The sequence below is a fragment of the Streptomyces lichenis genome (assembly GCF_023218175.1).
GTDB lineage: Bacteria > Actinomycetota > Actinomycetes > Streptomycetales > Streptomycetaceae > Streptomyces > Streptomyces lichenis.
In genome coordinates this window covers 122,819-140,340 of sequence record NZ_JALPTH010000009.1, presented here as the reverse complement: position 1 = coordinate 140,340, position 17,522 = coordinate 122,819, and the positions used below count along the sequence as shown (strand labels likewise).

17 protein-coding genes and 1 tRNA gene are annotated in these 17,522 nt (G+C 74.2%); 11 read left to right on the top strand and 7 right to left on the bottom strand.

Annotation, left to right across the window (positions count from 1 at the left end):
- Positions 1 to 26 precede the first annotated feature (26 nt).
- Positions 27 to 1,181 carry a cytochrome P450 gene (locus tag M1O15_RS12100; RefSeq protein ID WP_248633713.1) on the top strand — a complete coding sequence of 385 codons (1,155 nt, stop codon included), beginning with the start codon at positions 27 to 29 and terminating at the stop codon, positions 1,179 to 1,181.
- Positions 1,178 to 1,867, top strand: coding sequence for a class I SAM-dependent methyltransferase (locus M1O15_RS12095; protein ID WP_282576632.1), 690 nt, complete (start codon positions 1,178 to 1,180; stop codon positions 1,865 to 1,867). The genes M1O15_RS12100 and M1O15_RS12095 overlap by 4 nt, the downstream gene beginning before the upstream one ends.
- A 76-nt stretch (positions 1,868 to 1,943) precedes the next feature.
- On the opposite strand, the gene M1O15_RS12090 is transcribed toward M1O15_RS12095, so the two are convergent.
- Entirely contained in the window at positions 1,944 to 3,242 is a 1,299-nt protein-coding gene (locus M1O15_RS12090) for an MFS transporter (protein WP_248633711.1), read from the bottom strand.
- 99 nt (positions 3,243 to 3,341) lie between these two features.
- Between M1O15_RS12090 and M1O15_RS12085 the strand changes: the two genes are divergently transcribed.
- Complete coding sequence (locus M1O15_RS12085) at positions 3,342 to 4,367, top strand: ArsR/SmtB family transcription factor (protein ID WP_248633710.1); 1,026 nt, start codon at positions 3,342 to 3,344, stop codon at positions 4,365 to 4,367.
- Between the two features lie 142 nt (positions 4,368 to 4,509).
- On the opposite strand, the gene M1O15_RS12080 is transcribed toward M1O15_RS12085, so the two are convergent.
- Positions 4,510 to 4,583 (bottom strand) — tRNA-Pro (locus tag M1O15_RS12080).
- 114 nt (positions 4,584 to 4,697) lie between these two features.
- On the opposite strand from M1O15_RS12080, the gene M1O15_RS12075 reads away from it, so the two are divergent.
- Complete coding sequence (locus tag M1O15_RS12075) at positions 4,698 to 5,189, top strand: DUF309 domain-containing protein (protein ID WP_248633709.1); 492 nt, start codon at positions 4,698 to 4,700, stop codon at positions 5,187 to 5,189.
- 25 nt (positions 5,190 to 5,214) lie between these two features.
- Here the strand turns inward: M1O15_RS12075 and M1O15_RS12070 are convergent, their stop codons facing one another.
- Positions 5,215 to 5,844 (bottom strand): TetR/AcrR family transcriptional regulator, encoded by a 630-nt coding sequence (locus M1O15_RS12070; RefSeq protein ID WP_248633708.1) that lies wholly within the window; start codon positions 5,842 to 5,844, stop codon positions 5,215 to 5,217.
- A gap of 213 nt (positions 5,845 to 6,057) precedes the next feature.
- Here M1O15_RS12070 and M1O15_RS12065 point away from each other — a divergent pair, with 213 nt between their 5' ends.
- Together M1O15_RS12065 and M1O15_RS12060 are read left to right on the top strand one after the other, a co-directional pair.
- Positions 6,058 to 6,894, top strand: a complete 837-nt coding sequence (locus M1O15_RS12065) for a phosphatase PAP2 family protein (RefSeq protein ID WP_248633707.1) — start codon at positions 6,058 to 6,060, stop codon at positions 6,892 to 6,894.
- On the top strand, positions 6,891 to 7,826 hold the full coding sequence (locus M1O15_RS12060; RefSeq protein WP_248633706.1) for a DMT family transporter: 936 nt from the start codon (positions 6,891 to 6,893) through the stop codon (positions 7,824 to 7,826). Before M1O15_RS12065 ends, M1O15_RS12060 begins: the two co-directional genes overlap by 4 nt.
- A 31-nt stretch (positions 7,827 to 7,857) precedes the next feature.
- Here M1O15_RS12060 and M1O15_RS12055 read toward each other — a convergent pair whose 3' ends face one another.
- Positions 7,858 to 9,219, bottom strand: a complete 1,362-nt coding sequence (locus M1O15_RS12055) for an alpha-lytic protease prodomain-containing protein (RefSeq protein WP_248633704.1) — start codon at positions 9,217 to 9,219, stop codon at positions 7,858 to 7,860.
- A gap of 315 nt (positions 9,220 to 9,534) precedes the next feature.
- Here M1O15_RS12055 and M1O15_RS12050 point away from each other — a divergent pair, with 315 nt between their 5' ends.
- Positions 9,535 to 9,762 carry a hypothetical protein gene (locus tag M1O15_RS12050; protein ID WP_248633697.1) on the top strand — a complete coding sequence of 76 codons (228 nt, stop codon included), beginning with the start codon at positions 9,535 to 9,537 and terminating at the stop codon, positions 9,760 to 9,762.
- A 176-nt stretch (positions 9,763 to 9,938) separates the two neighbouring features.
- On the top strand, positions 9,939 to 10,880 hold the full coding sequence (locus M1O15_RS12045) for a carbohydrate kinase family protein (RefSeq protein WP_248633695.1): 942 nt from the start codon (positions 9,939 to 9,941) through the stop codon (positions 10,878 to 10,880).
- Here M1O15_RS12045 and M1O15_RS12040 read toward each other — a convergent pair.
- Both M1O15_RS12040 and M1O15_RS12030 read right to left on the bottom strand, forming a co-directional pair.
- Positions 10,873 to 13,056 (bottom strand): FUSC family protein, encoded by a 2,184-nt coding sequence (locus M1O15_RS12040; protein ID WP_248633693.1) that lies wholly within the window; start codon positions 13,054 to 13,056, stop codon positions 10,873 to 10,875. The genes M1O15_RS12045 and M1O15_RS12040 overlap by 8 nt on opposite strands.
- Before the next feature lie 799 nt (positions 13,057 to 13,855).
- Positions 13,856 to 14,257 carry a DUF5997 family protein gene (locus tag M1O15_RS12030; RefSeq protein ID WP_248633691.1) on the bottom strand — a complete coding sequence of 134 codons (402 nt, stop codon included), beginning with the start codon at positions 14,255 to 14,257 and terminating at the stop codon, positions 13,856 to 13,858.
- A 60-nt stretch (positions 14,258 to 14,317) separates the two neighbouring features.
- Between M1O15_RS12030 and M1O15_RS12025 the strand changes: the two genes are divergently transcribed.
- From M1O15_RS12025 to M1O15_RS12015, 3 genes are all read left to right on the top strand, one after another.
- The gene (locus M1O15_RS12025) at positions 14,318 to 15,148 is read left to right on the top strand and encodes a LysR family transcriptional regulator substrate-binding protein (protein ID WP_248633689.1); all 831 of its coding nucleotides are present in this window, start codon (positions 14,318 to 14,320) and stop codon (positions 15,146 to 15,148) included.
- 209 nt (positions 15,149 to 15,357) lie between these two features.
- Complete coding sequence (locus tag M1O15_RS12020) at positions 15,358 to 15,846, top strand: peptidylprolyl isomerase (RefSeq protein WP_248633687.1); 489 nt, start codon at positions 15,358 to 15,360, stop codon at positions 15,844 to 15,846.
- A 243-nt stretch (positions 15,847 to 16,089) separates the two neighbouring features.
- Complete coding sequence (locus M1O15_RS12015) at positions 16,090 to 16,821, top strand: DsbA family protein (protein WP_248633685.1); 732 nt, start codon at positions 16,090 to 16,092, stop codon at positions 16,819 to 16,821.
- An 81-nt stretch (positions 16,822 to 16,902) separates the two neighbouring features.
- Here M1O15_RS12015 and M1O15_RS12010 read toward each other — a convergent pair whose 3' ends face one another.
- Positions 16,903 to 17,460 carry a CGNR zinc finger domain-containing protein gene (locus M1O15_RS12010; protein WP_248633683.1) on the bottom strand — a complete coding sequence of 186 codons (558 nt, stop codon included), beginning with the start codon at positions 17,458 to 17,460 and terminating at the stop codon, positions 16,903 to 16,905.
- Positions 17,461 to 17,522: the final 62 nt, after the last annotated feature.

Below are 17,522 nucleotides of genomic sequence, written 5' to 3'. Positions count from 1 at the left end.
CGTCATGCACGGCAGAAAGGCACGTCATGGAACTCTTCCGGCCGCTGGACGACGCCACCATCCGTGATCCGCACCCCATGTACCACCACCTGCGCTCCGCTGATCCGGTCCACTGGTACGAGCCGCTCAACGCCTGGGTCATCAGCGGATACGAGGACTGCCTGCTCGCACTGCACCGTACCGAGATATTCTCCTCCGATCTGCGGGCGGCCGGCATCGACGTCCCGGACAACCTGCTCAGCATCCAGACTCTGGACCCGCCGGAACACGGCAGCGTTCACCGCGTCCTCATGGACGCCTACCGCCGCCAGGACTTCTCGGCGATCCGAGCCAGGCTGGAGGACCGGGCCGATCAGCTGGTGCGCGGGCTGTCAGGGCGGAGCAGATGCGAACTGGTCACGGACTTCACCGCGCCGCTGGCCTTCGCGGCCGTGGCCGACCTCTTCGGCGTTCCGGACGCCGACGAGAAGAACATCGTGGCCTGGTCGGAGGCCATCGTCGCGGCCATGGACTCGGGCCTCACCCCGGCGGCCGCCGCTCCGGGCACCCTGGCCCGTGACCACCTCAGCGCCGTGATCTCCGGCTGGCTCGATCGGAAGCCGCAGAACGGGCTGCTGGGAGATCTCCTCCGCGCGGAATCAGCCTCGGCGATCTCCCGGGACATGGTCCTGAACACCTTGCGTGCCACGCTTCACGCCGGTTACGCCCCCACCAGCAGGTTTGTCGCAGCCTCCGTCCTCGCCCTGTTGCGGTCCCCGGACAGGTGGCAGGAACTCCTCACCGCGGGGGTGAGCGAGACGGCGATCAGGGAACTGCTGCGCCATTCCGGCCCTGTGCAGGCAGTTGCCCGTGTATGCGCCTCCGACTACGAACTCGGCGGCCGGCTGCTCCGCCGTGGGAGCGACGTCATCGTGCTGGTCGCCGCGGCCAATCGGGATCCCCGGCAGTTTTCGAACCCCGACGAGCTGGACCTCAGGCGGACCCCGAACCACAACCTGGGGTTCGGGTGGGGCGCACACGCCTGCGCCGGTGCGTCGCTGGCCCGGCTCACCTGTGCCGTGGCGCTGACCGCGCTGCTTCGGCACGCTCCCGACCTGCAACTGGCCGGCGAGCCCGTCCACTGGCGACACGCCACCTTGCGCGGGCTCCAGGAGCTTCCGGTGAGCGGAATGCCGGTATGAGTCCCGTGGGACAAGGCTCCGCGTCCGACGGAGGCCCCGTTGCTCCGGACGGAAGCCCCGTCGGCCTCTACAGGGCCTTCCCGGCAGGCCGCGAACCGGAGATCATCCACGGGGCGGTGCCTCCCGCCGCGCCCATTCTCGAACTCGGATGCGGTGCGGGAAGGATCACTCACGAGTTGACCGCACTCGGCCATCATGTGGTCGCAGTCGATCAGAGTGCCGAGATGCTGGCCCACGTGCACACCGGAACACGAGTCCACGCGGACATCGAAGCGCTCGCACTGACCGAACGCTTTCCCGCCGTGGTGCTCGCCAGCTATCTGGTGAACACGATCGTCCCCGGCCAGAGGGACGCCTTTCTCAAGACGTGCCACCGCCACGTCGCGGACGGTGGGATTGTCCTCGTCCAGCGCACCTCGCCCGCCTGGGCCACTGGCCTGAAGGTGGGGCACACCGTGCGCTCCGACCGGATGGTTCTGACCGTAACCGAGGCCCGCCTCGAATCCGGAGTGCTGTACGCGGCGCAGGAATGCCGCCACGGCGACACCACGTGGACCCATGCGTGGACCGACGTCGTCTACACCGATCGGGAGTTCGAGGAAGTGGTCGAGGCAGCCGGTTTCGCCCTGACGCGATGGCTCGACGAAGACCGGGAATGGGCTGCGCTCCAGCCGCTGCCCCGCTGACCATCCCGACGCCGGTACAGCGCAGGCAGAACCGGGGCATGGCCGGACATGCCCTCCCAGCGAGCCCCGCCTCTGCCTACGCTGCCTGATCCGCCACCGGCGGCCGGGTCGCCTGCCGGTCCTTGCGAGGGCGCATCGACACCCCGCACCACGCCAGGGTCAGCAGGCCGAGGGAGCCCACGATCACGATCACGACGGGGGGCGGCAGGAACTCCGCGACCGCGCCGGCGGCGGCGAACCCCAGTCCCTGGGTGATCATCAGTCCCGCCAGCATGATGGTCAGCGCCCGTCCGCGCAGTTCCTCGGGGGTCGCGTCAAGGACCCGCTGGTCCAGCCCCATGGCGTAGGTGAAGCCGAGGCCGCACACCGTCAGCAGGGCCACCGATGCCCACAGGCCGGGGCGGAACGCGAACCCGAGCAGCGGGAGGAACATCAGCAGGGCGGTCGGCAGCACCATCCGGACCCGGGTTCGCGCGGTGAGCAAGGTGCCGGCCAGCAACTCGCCGACCACCGAGCCCGCCGGTGCGGCGCACAGCAGCAGCCCCACGGCAGCCGGACCGCCACCAAGCTCGTCCGCGTACGGAGCGGCCAGAGCCTCAGGGGCGACGGCGAAGGCCGGCGGCAGCCAGGTCAGCAACAGCAGCGGACGGAGCCCGGGGACGGCCAGCACCTGCCGTACGCCCGACAGGGACGCACGGGCCACCGAACCCTGGGTACCGCCTTCCGGCTCGCGGGACGCCCGGCGGCGGGTCCCGAACCGGAGGAGCAGGGCCGCCAGACCGAATCCCGCCGCCGCCGCGAGCAGGGCCTGCGAGGAGGTCACCACGAGGAGCAGCAGCCCGCCGACCGCGAACCCGATGATCTGGGTGCTCTGCGAGACGAGCCGCAGCAGGGACCGGCCAAGCGCGTACCCCGAGCCGGACAGCAGGTCCGGCAGGCTCGCCGCACGAGCCCCCTGGAACACCGGGGCGACGGTGCCGAGCACCAGCAGCAGGACGAGCAGGACGGGAATGGGCATCCCGGGAACGGCCATGGTGCCGACCACCGCGCAACTGACCGCCTGGCAGGCCACCATGACGTCACGGGCGGGATACCGGTCGGCCACGGCCGACAGCAGGGTCGCCCCCAGGACATACGGGGCGAAGCCCAGCGCGAACGTCAGCGAGGACAGCAGCGGTGACTGCGTCCGCTGGTACACCATGATCGAGAGCGTGATCTGTGCGACGACGTTGCCCAGAGTCGCGATGACCTGCGCGAGGAAGATCATGCGGAACTCGCGTACCGCCAGGACCGCACGGTACGTCGCGGGCGCGGTGGAGGCGGAAGAGGCGGCGGAGTCGTTCTGCCGCGGCACGCGGGAGCTGCGCTGAGACATGGAACGCAGCATCCAGACCACCCCGGCCGCGGTTCAATGGATTCGGAAATAGCCGAATCCACCGGCCTGTTGCGGCCATGAGGGACAGGGTGCGCGGTCATGGCGGTGCAGTTGCTCATGGAGACGGCGGACCTGCTGAAATGCCGCTTCGCGGTCTCCCCCCTGTGGGAGACCGTCGCCGCCGTACGGACCCTCGCTGATCCCCGTCGCCAGGCCTACCACCTGCCCTGGCTGAGGAAACTCCGTCCCGAGCTCGACGAGGGACAACTCTCCCCGCTCCTGGTCCTCCTCCCCCGTACCGGGTACACACCGGACTTCCTCACCCCGCCCCCGACCGGCCCGCTCTCGGAGGTCGAGGACGAACTGGCCCGGGTCGCGGATACTCCCCTCGCCCAGGTGAGGGAGGAACTCCACCGCTGCCTCCACGGGCCCGAACGGAAGACGCCTCCGCTCTCCGAAGTCGCCGACCGTCTCCTCGCCGACCCCGCCCGCACCCTCGCTCAGCTCGTCACCCTGATCCGTACCTGCTGGAACTGGCTCATCGCCCCGCGATGGACCCAGCTCCGGGACGTGCTCGATGCCGATATCGCCGTCAGGTCCCGTCAGTCGGCCGAGGGCGGTCTCCATCGCATGCTCACCGAGTTGCACCCCGCCGTCACCTGGCACGAACTCGGCGCACTCCACATCGCGGCTCCTCACCGGACTCGGCACCCCCTCAACGGGCAAGGGCTCCTGCTCCTGCCGAGCGCCTTCGTATGGCCGGCGCTCACCGTGGTGGTCGAAGCACCCTGGCAGCCGACCCTGATCTACCCCGCGCGCGGAGTCGGCGGCCTCTGGCGGTCCTCACCCCACCCGTCAGCCCCGCAGAGCCTCCAGCGCCTCATCGGACGTACCCGCGCCAGGGTGCTGACCAGTCTGTACCCGCCTGTCTCGACCAGCACCCTGGCCCGAAACCTCAGCCTGAGCCCCGCCACCGTCTCCGGGCACCTCACCGCGCTCCGCGACGCGGATCTGGTCACTCGCTACCGCGTGGGCCGCACCGTCTACTACGCGCCCACCGCCCTGGGCACGGCACTGACCAGGACCCCGCCCACGGAACCGGCACCGCAGGAGGACGGCAGCTGACGCACCCGTCGAGGGCCCGAGGAGCGGCGGGGAGAGCGCCCGGCGGTCCGCGTCGATGAGCTGATCCCCACTGGCCCCCGGAAACGATCAGGGCCGGTTTCGGATTGCTCCGAAACCGGCCCTGATCTACGACCGTCTCCAGTCGGGACGACAGGATTTGAACCTGCGACCCCTTGACCCCCAGTCAAGTGCGCTACCAAGCTGCGCCACGTCCCGATGCGCGCCGACCGGCTGTCCGCCGTGGTGAGCGCGCACGCCAACACTACCTCACCCGTCGAGGTGGTTCACGCAGGGCGGCGGTCCGGGGCGGGGGCGGCGGACAATGGGCGGGTGGACAGGACCAGCAGGGACCGGGATGCGGAGGGGCGGGCCCGCAGCGCCCGGCCCCGGGACGGGCTCGGGCGGCCGCTGCCGTACGGCGCCCGTGGGGTGGAGCGGCAGCCCGAGGGGGTGGAGCGCACCCCGGAGGAGACGGTGCGGGAGGCGCAGCGGCTGCTGGACGCGGGGGCGCCGTTCCACGCGCACGAGGTGTTCGAGGACGCCTGGAAGGGGTGTGCGGAGCGGCGGCCCGGGGAGCGGGAGTTGTGGCGCGGGCTGGCCCAGCTGGCGGTGGGGCTGACGCACGGGGCCCGGGGCAACCTGGCGGGCGGCGCCCGGCTGCTGCGGCGCGGCGCCGACCGGATCGTCCCGTACCCCTCGCCGTACGGGATCGATGTGCCCGGGCTGGTGGAGTGGGCGGGCGCGCTGGCGGAGCGGCTGGACGGCGGCCCGGCGGGCGGGGTGGTGGACCCGGGGGCGGAGGCGCCCTCGCTGACCGGATAGCGCCGCCGCACCACGGGCGGCCGGCTCAGGCGCCGCCGAGCCCCAGGGCCGGGAGGAGCACCGCCTCCACGAAGGCGGGCAGCGCGTCCCGGTCGGCGAAGCGGTCCTCGAAGAGCCGCTCGACTCGCAGGACGCCCAGGAACGCGGGGGCGACAAAGGCGGCGGCCGGGTTGCCGGCGGCGATCTCGCCCCGTTCGACGCCTCGGCCCAGCATGGCGTCCAGGGCGGCGACCTCCGGGTTGATCACCGTTTCCCGGAGGGCCTGGCGCAGGTCGGGGTGGTGCAGGTAGGCGTGGCCGACCGCTTCCATCAGGGCGGTGTCCCGGCCCCGCCCGTCGCTCGCGGCGCGCGCCGCGGCGCGCAGGTCACCGGCGAGGGAGCCGGTGTCGACGCCGGTGAACAGGGGGCAGCGGTTGGTGTCCAGCGCGGCGGTGACCAGCTGGGACTTGGTCTTCCACTGGCGGTAGAGGGTGGCCTTGCCGCACTTGGTCCGCGCGGCGACGCCCTCCATGGTGACGGCGTCGTACCCGCGCTCGCGCAGCAGGTCGAGGACCGCGTCGAAGAGCTCCCGCTCCCGCTGGGGGGTGATCTTGCTGCGGCGGGCGGCGGGAGCGACGGGGGACGGGGTGGTGTCGGTGGCCGTCTGCGTGGACATCGGTCGTCTCCCGTGGGTGCCGCGCCGGGGTGCGTGAGGGGCCCGTCCGGTCCGGACCCGCTCGGACGAGGGTAGGCCGCGCTCAATCGAGACGCAACCGTTCCGATACGCTTGCGTCTCGATAAGAACGGATCTACGCTTCCGTGGTCCACCCGACCGGTGGACCTCACCCGGCCCGCCGAGGCCGGGCGACCGCACGTCGAAGGGCCGCAGATGGCTGCCGGGTCACCCCTCGGAGGGATCGGAGGGATCGAAGGGATACGCCGGACGGAGGCGGCTCCCGCGCCCCGTGCCCGTACCGCCACCACTCCCGCCCGCCCCGGACCGGCGAAGACCGGCCGGCCCCCGCTGGTGCGCGAGCTGCTGCTGGTCACCGCGCTGTTCGCGGTCTACAAGCTGGGGCGGCTGCTGGCGAACGGGCACCCCGGACCGGCCTTCCGCAACGCCGAGGGCGTCTGGCACCTGGAGCGCGCCCTCCACCTGCCCGGCGAGGGCCTGGTCCAGGGGGTGCTGCTGCGCGACGAGACCGCGGTGCACCTGGCCAACACGTACTACGCGGCCGTCCACTTCCCCGCTACCCTGGCCTTCCTGGTCTGGCTCTACTGGCGGCGGCCGGACCACTACCTCTGGGCTCGTCGGGCGCTGGCCCTGCTGACCGCGGGCGCGCTGGCGCTCCATCTGCTGCTGCCGCTGGCCCCGCCCCGGCTGCTGGCCTCCACCGGACTGGTGGACACCGCGCTGCGCTACGGCCCCTCGGTGTACGGCGCCGCGCCCAGGACCGACTCGCTGGCCAACCAGTTCGCGGCGATGCCCTCGCTCCATGTGGGCTGGGCGCTGATGGTGGCGGTCGGTGTCATCGCGGCCACCCGCGGCCGGCTGCGGTGGCTGTGGCTACTGCACCCGCTGCTCACCCTGCTGGTGGTGGTCGGCACGGCCAACCACTACTGGCTGGACGCGCTGGCCGCCGCGGTGCTCCTCGGCGGCGCGCTGCTGGTGCTCCGCGCGGCCGGGGCCCGGGCGGTCCCGGCACCGAGGGCGGTGCCGGCATGAGGGCGCTGGTGTTCGCGGTGGTGCTGTCGCTGGCCTCGGCCGCGGGGTACGCGCTGGGCGCGGTGGTCCAGTCCCGGCTCGCCGCCGTACGGGCCGCCGGGGATCCGGCCGGGCACGGGCTGCTCCGGCAGCCGCTGTGGTGGTGGGCGGTGGGCCTCAACGGCCTGGGCGCGCTGCTGCATGTGGCGGCGCTGCACTACGGCCCGCTCACCCTGGTCCAGCCGCTCGGCGCGCTGACCCTGGTCGCGGCCCTGCCGCTCGGGGCCGCCTACGAGCGGCGGCGGGTGGGCCGGGCGGAGTGGCGGGGCGCGCTCTGGACGCTGGGCGGGCTGCTGGCCCTGGTGTCCGTGGTGGGCCCGGCCGCGCCCGGTGAGGCGCTGTCGACGGCCGAGGCGCTGCTCGTCGGGGCGGCGACCGCGCTGCTCATCGCGGCGCTGCTGCGGGGCCGTCCGGCCGGGCGGGGACGGCTGCGGTACGCCGGTGCCGCCGGGGTCGCCTCCGGGGTGGCCTCCGCGCTGACGCCCACCGTGACGGTCGCGCTGACCCGCGCCCTGCCCGGCGGACCGGTGCCCTGGTGGCAGACGGCGGCGGTGGCCGGCCTGGTGGCGGTCTTCGCGACCGGGGGCATGCTGCTGTCCCAGATGGCGTTCCGGGACGGACTCGCCGCCCCGCTGGCCGTGGTCAACCTCGCCAATCCGGCCGCCGCGGCGGTCATCGGCATCGCGCTGCTGGGCGAGACCTTCCGGGCGGGCCCGGTCGGCTGGCTGGTGGCGGTGGCCGCCGCGGTCGCGGCCGGGCGCGGGGTGCTGCTGCTGGCCGCGGGCCGCGGCGGTACGGGTACGGGGACGGAGACGGCGGCCGAGTCGGAGGCGGGCGCGGCCGGCCCGGCCCCGGGGCACCCCGACGCGGACGGCGAACCGGCCGCCGTCTGAGGGGAGCGGCGGCCGGCGGTCGCATGAGCCGTCAGGCGCGCTGCCAGAGGGCCGGGCTGGCCGAGGGGCCCCGGCCGGACTGGGCCTGGTGCGGCTGGAGGCAGCGGTAGGAGGCGCCGTCGTAGGTGACCTGGTCACCGGTGTCGTACACCTTGCCCGCCGCCCAGGTGCCCGCCTTGCCGGTCTCACCGGCGTCCGGGGCGCTGGTCTTCAGGGTGAGCCCGAACTCCTTGAGGATCGGGTTGACCGGCTGGTGGTACGTGGTGCCGCCGGAGACGCAGTCCCCGGAGCCGCCCGAGGTGACCCCCTGGGCCTGCGCCCCGGAGATGTAGGAGCCGCCCGAGTCGCCGGGCTCCGCGCACACCGTGGTGCGGGTCAGCCCGCGCACGGTGCCCTCCAGGTAGGAGACGCTGGTGTCGTGCTGCTCGACGGTGCCGCAGTGCCAGCCGGTGGTGGAGCCCGAGCGGCAGACCGAGGCCCCCACCAGGGCCTCGGTGGAGCCGCTGACCTCGACGTTCGCCCCGCCCTGGCCCTTGACGTACGGGGTGGCGGTCCAGTCGGCGTTCGCCTCGACCCAGGCCATGTCCTTGCCCGGGAAGGTGGAGGCCTGGAAGCTGCCCTGGGCGGCCTTGTTGAACCCGGTCGTGGCGTCGCCCGCGCTGCCGCAGTGCCCGGCGGTGACAAAGCCCTGGCGGCTGCCGGCGACCACGGAGAAGCCGATCGAGCAGCGCCCGCCGCCGATGTGGAAGGCGTCCCCGCCGCGCAGGTCGTACAGGGCGCGCGGGCGCTCCTTGACGGCCACGGTCCGCACCAGGCTCCGGTCCACCCCGGCGGCGTCGAGCAGCACCTCGGCGGCGGCCGGCCGGGTGGCCTCCACGGTGACGGTGTTGGTGCGCGGGTCCACGTACCAGACGGGCGCCTCGGCGGTCCTCATCCGCGCCGACTGCCGGTCCAGCCGGGCCTTGGCGGACTCCAGCGCGGCCAGCCCGTGGCGCACCACCCTGGTCTCGGCGCCGGCCGCCTTGATGGTGGTGGAGTCGGTGGCGTCGGTGGTGGCGACGGTCAGCGTGGCCGCGGTCTGCCCGCTCACCCACGCTCCGGCATAGCGGCTGCCCAGCGCGTTGCGCAACCGGCCCGCGCGGGCGCCGGCCTCGGCCTCGTTGCGCAGTCGGGCGCGGGCCTGCTCGTCGGTCAGCCCCAGATCGCGCCGCAGGGCGTCCAGCACTCCGGGGGCGGCCCCGTCGCTGTCGGCGAGGCCGCTCACGGCAGGGGCCGAGGCCGGGACGGTCACGGCGGGCGGGTCGGCCGGTGCGGCGCCGGCCGGCTGGGCCAGCGCGAACGCGCCGACCGCCGACAGGGCGGCACACGCGGCCACGGCGTGTCTGTGGAGCATCGGGTGATCACCTCGGTTCGGATGGGGACTGCGAACCTGAGGTGTTTCCGCCGGTACGTCCCGCGATGTGCGTTCACCGGTTCTTCGGCTCTACGGAGGCGCGGGCACCGGCCATGCGGCGTAACAACGCCCCGCGCCGCGACACCCGATCCGGCGATGGACATGCCTGGACATGCCTTGGACATGCCTTCGAAGGCGGAGCACCCAACACCCCCGGGCGGGGTCGGGCGTTACCCCGGCGGACGGTCGCCATCATCACCCGTCCGCCGGGTACACGGGGCACACCAGCCCGATCGTCGCGAAGGAGGCCCGTCCGTGGGTGACATCCTGCTTGCCCTCTCGATCCCGCTCATCGTGTGCGCCTCCGGGTTGTACGCCCTCGCGGAGACCTGGTGGCTGCGGCGCCACCAGCCGGCCGGAGCCGACGACGGCCGGCACCGGACACCGGTGGTGGTACGGGAGGCGGAGGCCGTGGTCGCCGAGGCGTACGAGCGTCTGGGCACCCTGTACGAGGCCCGCACGGTCCACCCCGCCGGAAGCTGACCCGGGGGCCGGTTCCGGGGCCCCGGCGGCGTCCGCACCGCCCGCCCGCCGTACGCTCGGCCACGGATCCAGCCCCGCGAGAAAGGGCCACCGCAGGGAAGGGCCGCCGCAGGGAAGGGCCACCGCAGGGAAGTCCGTTGCCCTGCCCGACGTCCGCCACCGGGAAAGGCCTCAGCATGATCGTCTCCGCCGGTGAAGCCCTGATCGACCTGGTGCCGGAGGGACCGGTCGCGGACGGGCTGCCCGCACTGCTGCCCAAGCGCGGCGGCGGCCCGTACAACACCGCGATCGCCCTGGCCCGGCTCGGCTCACCGGCCGCCTTCTGCTCGCGGATCTCCACCGACCAGTTCGGCGAGGCGCTGCTGGCCGGGCTGGCCGCCGACGGCGTGGACACCTCCCTCGTCCAGCGCGGGCCGGAGCCGACCACCCTCGCGGTCACCGAGATCGCCGCCTCGGGCGCGGCCGCGTACCGCTTCCACGCCGAGGGCACCGCGGACCGGCTGTTCACCCTGCCCGGCGCGCTGCCCGCCGAGGCCCGGGCGATCCTCTTCGGCACCTGCTCCCTGGTGCTGGAGCCGGGGGCGAGCGCCTACGAGGAGCTGCTGCACCGGGAGGCGCGGCGGGGGCTGTTCACCGCGCTGGACCCCAATGTGCGGCCGGGGCTGATCCCCGACGCGGACGCCTACCGGGCCCGCTTCCGCTCCTGGCTGCCGTCGGTGACCCTGCTCAAGCTCTCCGACCAGGACGCCGCCTGGCTGGCCGGGCCCGAGGACGTGGACACCGCCGTCGAGGGGTGGCTGGCGGCCGGTCCGTACGCGGTGGTGGTCACCCGCGGCGCCGACGGGCTGACCGTGCTGGACCGCGCCGGCGGGCGGTTCGACGTCCCCGGTCAGCGGGTGCCCGTGGTGGACACCATCGGCGCGGGCGACACGGTGAACGCCGCCCTGCTGCACCGGCTCGACCGCCATGGCGCGCTCCGGCCCGATCCGGCGCTGGACCGGGAACGGTGGCTGGACGTCCTCCGGTACGCGGCCCGAGCGGCCGCCGTCACCTGCACCCGGGCCGGCGCGGAGCCGCCGTACGCCTCCGAGCTGGCCGCCGACGCCGACGTCAGCTAGCGGCGGCGGGCGGGGCCCGTAGCAGCTCCGCGTCATGGTCCAGCACGCTCAGCCACTGCTGGAGGTCCACCAGCTCCGGGACCGCGCGGACCAGTGCGACGCGGTGCGGGGGTACGGGGACCCCGTCCGGGTTCGCGGCACCGGCGGCGACCGCCGCCTCGGCGGTCAGCGTCCCCGCCAGCCCCGCCGCCTGCGCTGACACCCGCGCTCGGTCCTGCTCGGCGAGGGCGTCCGGCCGCGGGGCGTCGTACAGCGGCAGCCAGTAGCCGCCGTTCAGGGCGTGCTGGCCCACCATGAGCGCCGCGTGCCAGTCGACCGGATCCCCGCGGCGGCCGGCCGAGGGCTCGGTGAGGTACTGGGCGTACGCCCGCTGGGCCAGCTCGGCCGCGTGCGCCGCGGCCTCCCCCCGCTCCCCCACCCCCGAGCCGCGGCCGCGGACCAGCAACGTGGTGACCGAAGTGACCAACGATCCGCTCTCCCGCAGCAACCGGGCGATGGCGCCGCCCAGTTCACGGCGAGCGCCACGCGGCCAGGCGAGCAGCCCGCAGACCAGCCCGACCACGCTCCCGGTGAGCACATCCAGCGCCCGGACCTCGTCCAGCTGCCAGGTCGCCGGGGCGAGCTGGGCGAAGACCACCGACACCAGCAGGGTGAACAGGCCCTGCGCCCAGGCCGGCCCCAGCAGCGGGCCGAGGGTGAAGGCCAGCAGCATCAGCGGCGGGAGGATCGCAGCGTACGCGGCGGTCGCCGGCCCGAGCACGGTCAGCAGCGCCGCCGCGACCAGTGCCCCGGCCAGGGTGCCGGCCAGGGCCTGGGCCACCGCCCGGAAGGTCTGCACCGCCGTGGTGCGCAGCAGGGTGAGCACCGCGAGCAGCACCCAGAACCCGTGGGCCAGGTCGAACGCCCCGGCCACCAGCCGGGCGGCGGCCAGTCCGACGGCCACCCGCACGGCGTTCTGGAGGAGGACGGAGCGCGGGGTGAGGTGGCCGAGCACGCGCCGGGCCCAGAGCCGGGGCGCGGGCGTCCCCGCGTACCAGAACAGCGCCCGGGGCTCCACCGGCTCCGGCAGCCGGCCGGCCAGCGCCACCCGTACGGCGACCTGGAGGTTGCGCGCCGACTCGGCCGCCGCCAGCACCGCCGCCCGTACCTGGGCGTCCTCGCTGCGCCCGGCCGGCGGCCCCTCCCCCCGCCGTACCTCCTGGAACCGCCGGATGGCCGGGTGCAACCGGTCCGGCTCCGGATCCCGCCCCTCCCCCAGGGCCGCCGCGGTCTCCTCGCAGGCCTCCGCCACCCGGCCGAGGAGCTCGCCCGAGAGCGGGTCGGCCCCGGCGCGCCCGGCCACCGCGGGCGCCGGCCGCCCCAGCTGGTGCAGCAGCGTCCGGGCGGAGGCCCCGGCATGGGCGTAGGCCCGGTCCGCCCGGGAGGGCGAGGCGGGCCGCTCCCCCGCCGGCAGCAGATCCGGCCGCAACCCGTCCGCAGCAGCCCGGACCTCGGCCGAGGACGGGGCGGGACCGCGGACAGCACCACTTCGGCCGTCGGCCGGGGACGGGGCGGGACCAGACGTGCCCTCGGCCGGGCGCGCGTCAGACGCGAAGCCGTCCGGGCCCTCGGCCAACCCGGTGGCGAGGCGCGCGGCCGTACGGGCGGCATGCGCCAGCCGGGCCGGGTAACCAGGCTCCCTGTCCTCCTCCGACAGCCAGCGCTCCGCACAGGCGAGCAGCACCATGCCAAGGGTGAGCCCGGCAAGGCGGTCGGCGAGCTGCCCCGGCGCGAAGGGCGGGAAGCAGGCCAGGATGTAGCAGAGTTGCAGACCCGGGGCCGGTCCGGAGGCCCGCGGACCGGCGACGGCGCCGAAGAAGGTGAGCGCGAAGCCGACGGCCAGCATCCCCACCACCGCCGACCAGGTACGGGCGGCGAGCAGAGTGCCCAGCGCGGTCAGCAGCAGACCGACCGGCAGGGCCGCCAGCACCGTGGCGGCCCGCACCCGCCCCGAACCGGCCACCCGGGAGAGCGCACCGAGGGCGATCGCCCCGAAGAGCGCGTAGACCGCCATGACCGGCCGATCCAGCCCGTAGCGGCACAGATAGAACCCTGCCGACACGGCCAGGGTGATCCGCACCGCCTTCCGCACGGCCGCCCCCCGGGCGGCGCGGTCAGGCGAGGGGACGGGCCGCATGGGACACACCGGACGTGCCCGGCGTCACCCGATCTCGCTCCACGGCCATGCCCCTGCCACCTCCGACCCGGCGGTCACGGCGACTCCTCGGCCGCCCCCGTCCGTCCCGTCCAGCGTAGGCCCGACCCAGGAGGCACGGCAGCCGGGGCGGGGGCGGGGGTGCGTGGGCCGGGGCCGGTACGCGCCAGGCGGGGTGCCCGGACGCGGGGCGGTGTGCGCGGGGCGCGGGGTGCTCCGGGCGGGGGCGGCATGCGCGGGGCGGTGTGCGCGGGGGCGGGGCGGTGCGCTTGGACGCGGCCCGCCCGGACGCGGGGTGCGCGGACGCAGGGCGGCAGGCCGGGGCGCGGGGTGCGCGGACGCGGGGCGGTACGCCTGGACGCGGGCGCCCCGGGGCGGTGTGCGCGGGACGCGGTGCCCGGACGCAGGGCAGTACCTGGATTCGGGGTGCCTGGACGCGGGGCGGTGTACGCGGGGGCGGTGCCCGGACGCGGGGCGGTACGTCAGTAGGGCAACCCCTGACACCGGGCGGCACGTCCGGACACGGGGCGAGGCACACCGGCGAGGCGACGCACTACATGGCCGCAGCCGACCCGGGCATCGCCCCCATTCCCCCGTATGGCGCCAGTGGCAAGCGGGCGCCGGTGTGCCCGCGCCAGACGTGCAACGACCCGTCGGGCGCCGTAGGCCCGGCGGGGGACGCGGCAGCCGGAGCAGGGCCGGGCGGCACGAGCGGGGGGACGCACCATGCGGGGCGCGGGCGGCTTGGGGACCGCACCGCGTCACCCCGTACGACGGGCGGTCAGTCGCGAGCCGCGTCCTTGGCGGCGCGCTTCTCCTTGAGCTCCTTGAGGCGGACGGCCTCCTTACGGACCTCCGCCTGGGTGGCGCGCTCCTTGGCGAGCCACTCGGGGTCCTCCTGCTTCAGCGCCTCGATCTGCTCGGTGGTGAGGGGTTCGGTGACCCCGCCGCGGGCCAGACCGGCGATGGAGATTCCCAGCTTCGCCGCGACCACCGGGCGCGGGTGCGGTCCGTCGCGCCGCAGATCGCGCAGCCAGGCGGGCGGATCGGCCTGCAGGGCGTTGAACTGCTCGCGCGAGACGGTGCCCTCGCGGAACTCGGCGGGGGTGGCCTCCAGGTACACACCCAGCTTCTTCGCCGCGGTCGCGGGCTTCATGGTCTGGGTGGTCTTGCTTGACGTCATGGGCTCCAGGCTACCCGGGTGACCGCGCGGGTCCGTCCGCCGCCCGGGTAGCCTGGCCCGGTGACAGGCTCGGAAGCTTCCCCCTCGTTCCGTCTCGCCTACGTTCCCGGCGTGACACCCGCCAAGTGGGTACGGATCTGGCGGGAGCGGCAGCCGGACGTCCCGCTGGAACTGGTGCAGAGCGCCAACGCGGAGACGCCGGACCTGCTGCGCCGGGCGGAGGCCGACGCCGGACTGCTGCGGCTGCCCTGCGACCGGGACGGGCTGAGCGCCATCCCGCTCTACACCGAGACGACCGTGGTCGTGGTGCCCAAGGACCACCTGGTGGCGGCGGTCGAGGAGGTCTCGCTGGCCGATCTCGCCGACGAGGTGCTGTTCCACCCGCTGGACGACGTCTTCGACTGGGAGCAGCCCCCCGGCCGCCCGGCGATCGAACGGCCCGCCACCACGGCGGACGCGATCGAGCTGGTGGCCGCCGGGGTGGGGCTGCTCGTGGTGCCCCAGTCACTGGCCCGGCTGCACCACCGCAAAGACCTCACCTACCGGCCGGTGGTGGACGCCCCGCAGTCACGGGTTGCCCTGTCCTGGCCGGAGGAGCGGACCACCGACCTGGTCGAGGACTTCATCGGCATCGTGCGCGGCCGGACCGTCAACAGCAGCCGGGGCCGCCGCCCGGAGCCGGCCGCCGGACGACGGGACGGCGCGCAGTCCGGCGGCAAGGGCCAGGACAAGCCGCGAGGCGGACGGGGCGGGTCGGCCACCGGGGGCTCGCGCGGCGCCAAGGGCTCGGGCCGCAGCTCCGGTGGGGCGAAGGGCACCGGCGGCGGACGCCGGGGAACGGCCGGCCGGCCCGGTGGCGGCGGACGCGGCAAGCCCCGAGGCCGCGGCTAGCCGCCAGGACGGAGGGGCGTCTGATGCCGCGGGCCGTACGGGGTGTCCCGCACGTGCCCGAGCCTCCGCCCGGCCCGGGCCGCGGCGGCCGCGCGCCCGGCCGACCCGACCCGCGGCCCGCCGACATCGCGCGTCACCCGCTGGAGTACGCTGCCCTCTGCCCTGTCGACCGTTACCCGCGCGCCCAACCCGTGCCGAGTGGAGTAGTCATGACCGACGTCCGCCTTTCGACGACGATGGGTGACATCGTCCTTTCCCTTGACGAGGCCAAGGCTCCGAAGTCGGTTGCGAACTTCCTCACGTACCTCAACAGCGGCCACTACGCGGGCACCGTGTTCCACCGTGTGATCAGCGGCTTCATGATCCAGGGCGGCGGCATCGACACCAACATGCGCCAGAAGCCCGCTCCGCACCGGGTGGAGAACGAGGCCCGCAACGGCCTGAAGAACCTCAAGTACACCGTGGCCATGGCCCGTACCTCGGACCCGCACTCGGCGAGCTCGCAGTTCTTCATCAACACCGTCGACAACGCCTTCCTCGACTACCCGGGCCAGGACGGCTGGGGCTACGCCGTCTTCGGCCAGGTCATCGAGGGCCATGACGTCGTGGACCGGATCGCCAAGGTCCCGACGGGTGCTCAGGACGTGCCGCGCGAGCAGATCGTCATCACCGCCGCCGAGGTCGTCCCCGCGGCCTGACCGGCCCCCGGTCCCCGGTCCCGGTTCATCGCCCCACCGTCGAACGGCCCGGGGCGGGTGCGTCACGCACCCGCCCCGGGCCGTTCGGTCGTCCGCGCCACCGGCGACCGCCTTCCGGTCTCGACCAGTCCGTGGCCGTGCTGGGCGGGCCGGTCCATCCGGGCAGGTGCGCGGCGGTATCGCCGGGTGAGGGGCGACCTTGAGGGTCTAGAGTCTGCACGATCAAGGGGAGGGGATCCGCAGGTGAGGAACGCACGAAGAACGACGGCCGCGGCAGTGGTCGGTACCGCACTGCTCGTGGTGGCGGGGTGTGCGCCGAGGGCTCAGGATGCCGGCGCGCCTCTGCCGCGACCCTACGCGGGTTTCGAGGAGCTGCCCGAGAAGCTGGCGGCGGACGGCACGACGATCATGGTGGGCGACCCGGCCGCGGCGATGACGGTCCGGCTGTACGAGGACCCGCGCTGCCCGGTGGTCGACGAATTCGAGAAGACCGGCGCCCTGGCGTTGCGCGAGACGATGCTGCGGCGCGAAGCCAGGACCGAGTACACCTTCGCCTCGTTCAGAGACGAGCGCATGGGCGGCGACGGGTCGCAGAGGGCGGTCAACGCTCTGCGCGCGGCGCTGGACGAAGGCAAGTTCACCGAGTACCACGCGGTGGTGTTCGCGAACATGGACAAGAGTGAGCAGGCGGGCGGCTACACCACGGCCTCCCTGCTGGAACTGGCCAACCAGGTAGCGGGGTTGCGGGGTGAGTCCTTCGACTCCGCCGTGACGACGATGAAGTACCGCGACTTCGTCACCGCCTCGGAGAAGGCCTACGAGGCAGCCGACGGTGAAGACCCGCGCGGACCGGGCACTCCCACCGTCGTCATCAACGGCCGGCGGGTCACGGAAGACCAGTCCAGCTCGCTGTTCGACCAGGAGTGGTTCGACCACCTCCTCGCCTCAGCCGGCGACCGGCCACGGATCCGGTAGCACGCCGACGGCACCGCCCCCACCGGACCACCCCCGCCCGCACCGACGGCCCGGGGGCACGGGGGCGGACAGTGCCGGCGCTCAACGCGGCCTGCGCCGGCTTCGGTAGGCCGCGACGCTGGCCCGGTGTGCGCAGGTTCGGGTGCAGTACTGCTTCGAGCCGTTGCGCGAGAGGTCCACGAAAGTGGCCCGGCAGGTCGGCCCGGCACATACGCCGAGACGGGCGGGACCGAGCACGGCGATCACGGAGGCCAGTGCGCTGAGCGTCGCCGCAGCCAGGTGAGCCGAGCAGCGATCGCTGTCAGAGGTCACCTCGGTCCACCAGCGGTCGCCTTCGTGGCGCAGTACCAGGGTGGCGCGGCTGCGACGCAGACCGTCGTTGATCAGGGCCGCGGCTTCGGCCGCGTCCGCGTTCGCCCCTTCGAGCACCTTGCGTACCGTCTCGCGCACCGCGCGGACTTCCGCGAGGTCGGCACGGGTGAGATGCCGCGGACCGGTCCCCTGGTCCGCGGGCGAACTCGGAGGCCCATCCGCGGGATGGGCGTCAAGGAAGTCGCGGAGCTGCTCCACGCTCTCGAGGTCGTCCTCCCCCTTGATCGGCCTCAAGGTGTTGGCCAGGTCGACGGCCGTCTGGACCACCCATGGACTGTAATACGCATCCTGCATTTGACGTGTCTCCTCACTGGCTCGTAACGTTACAC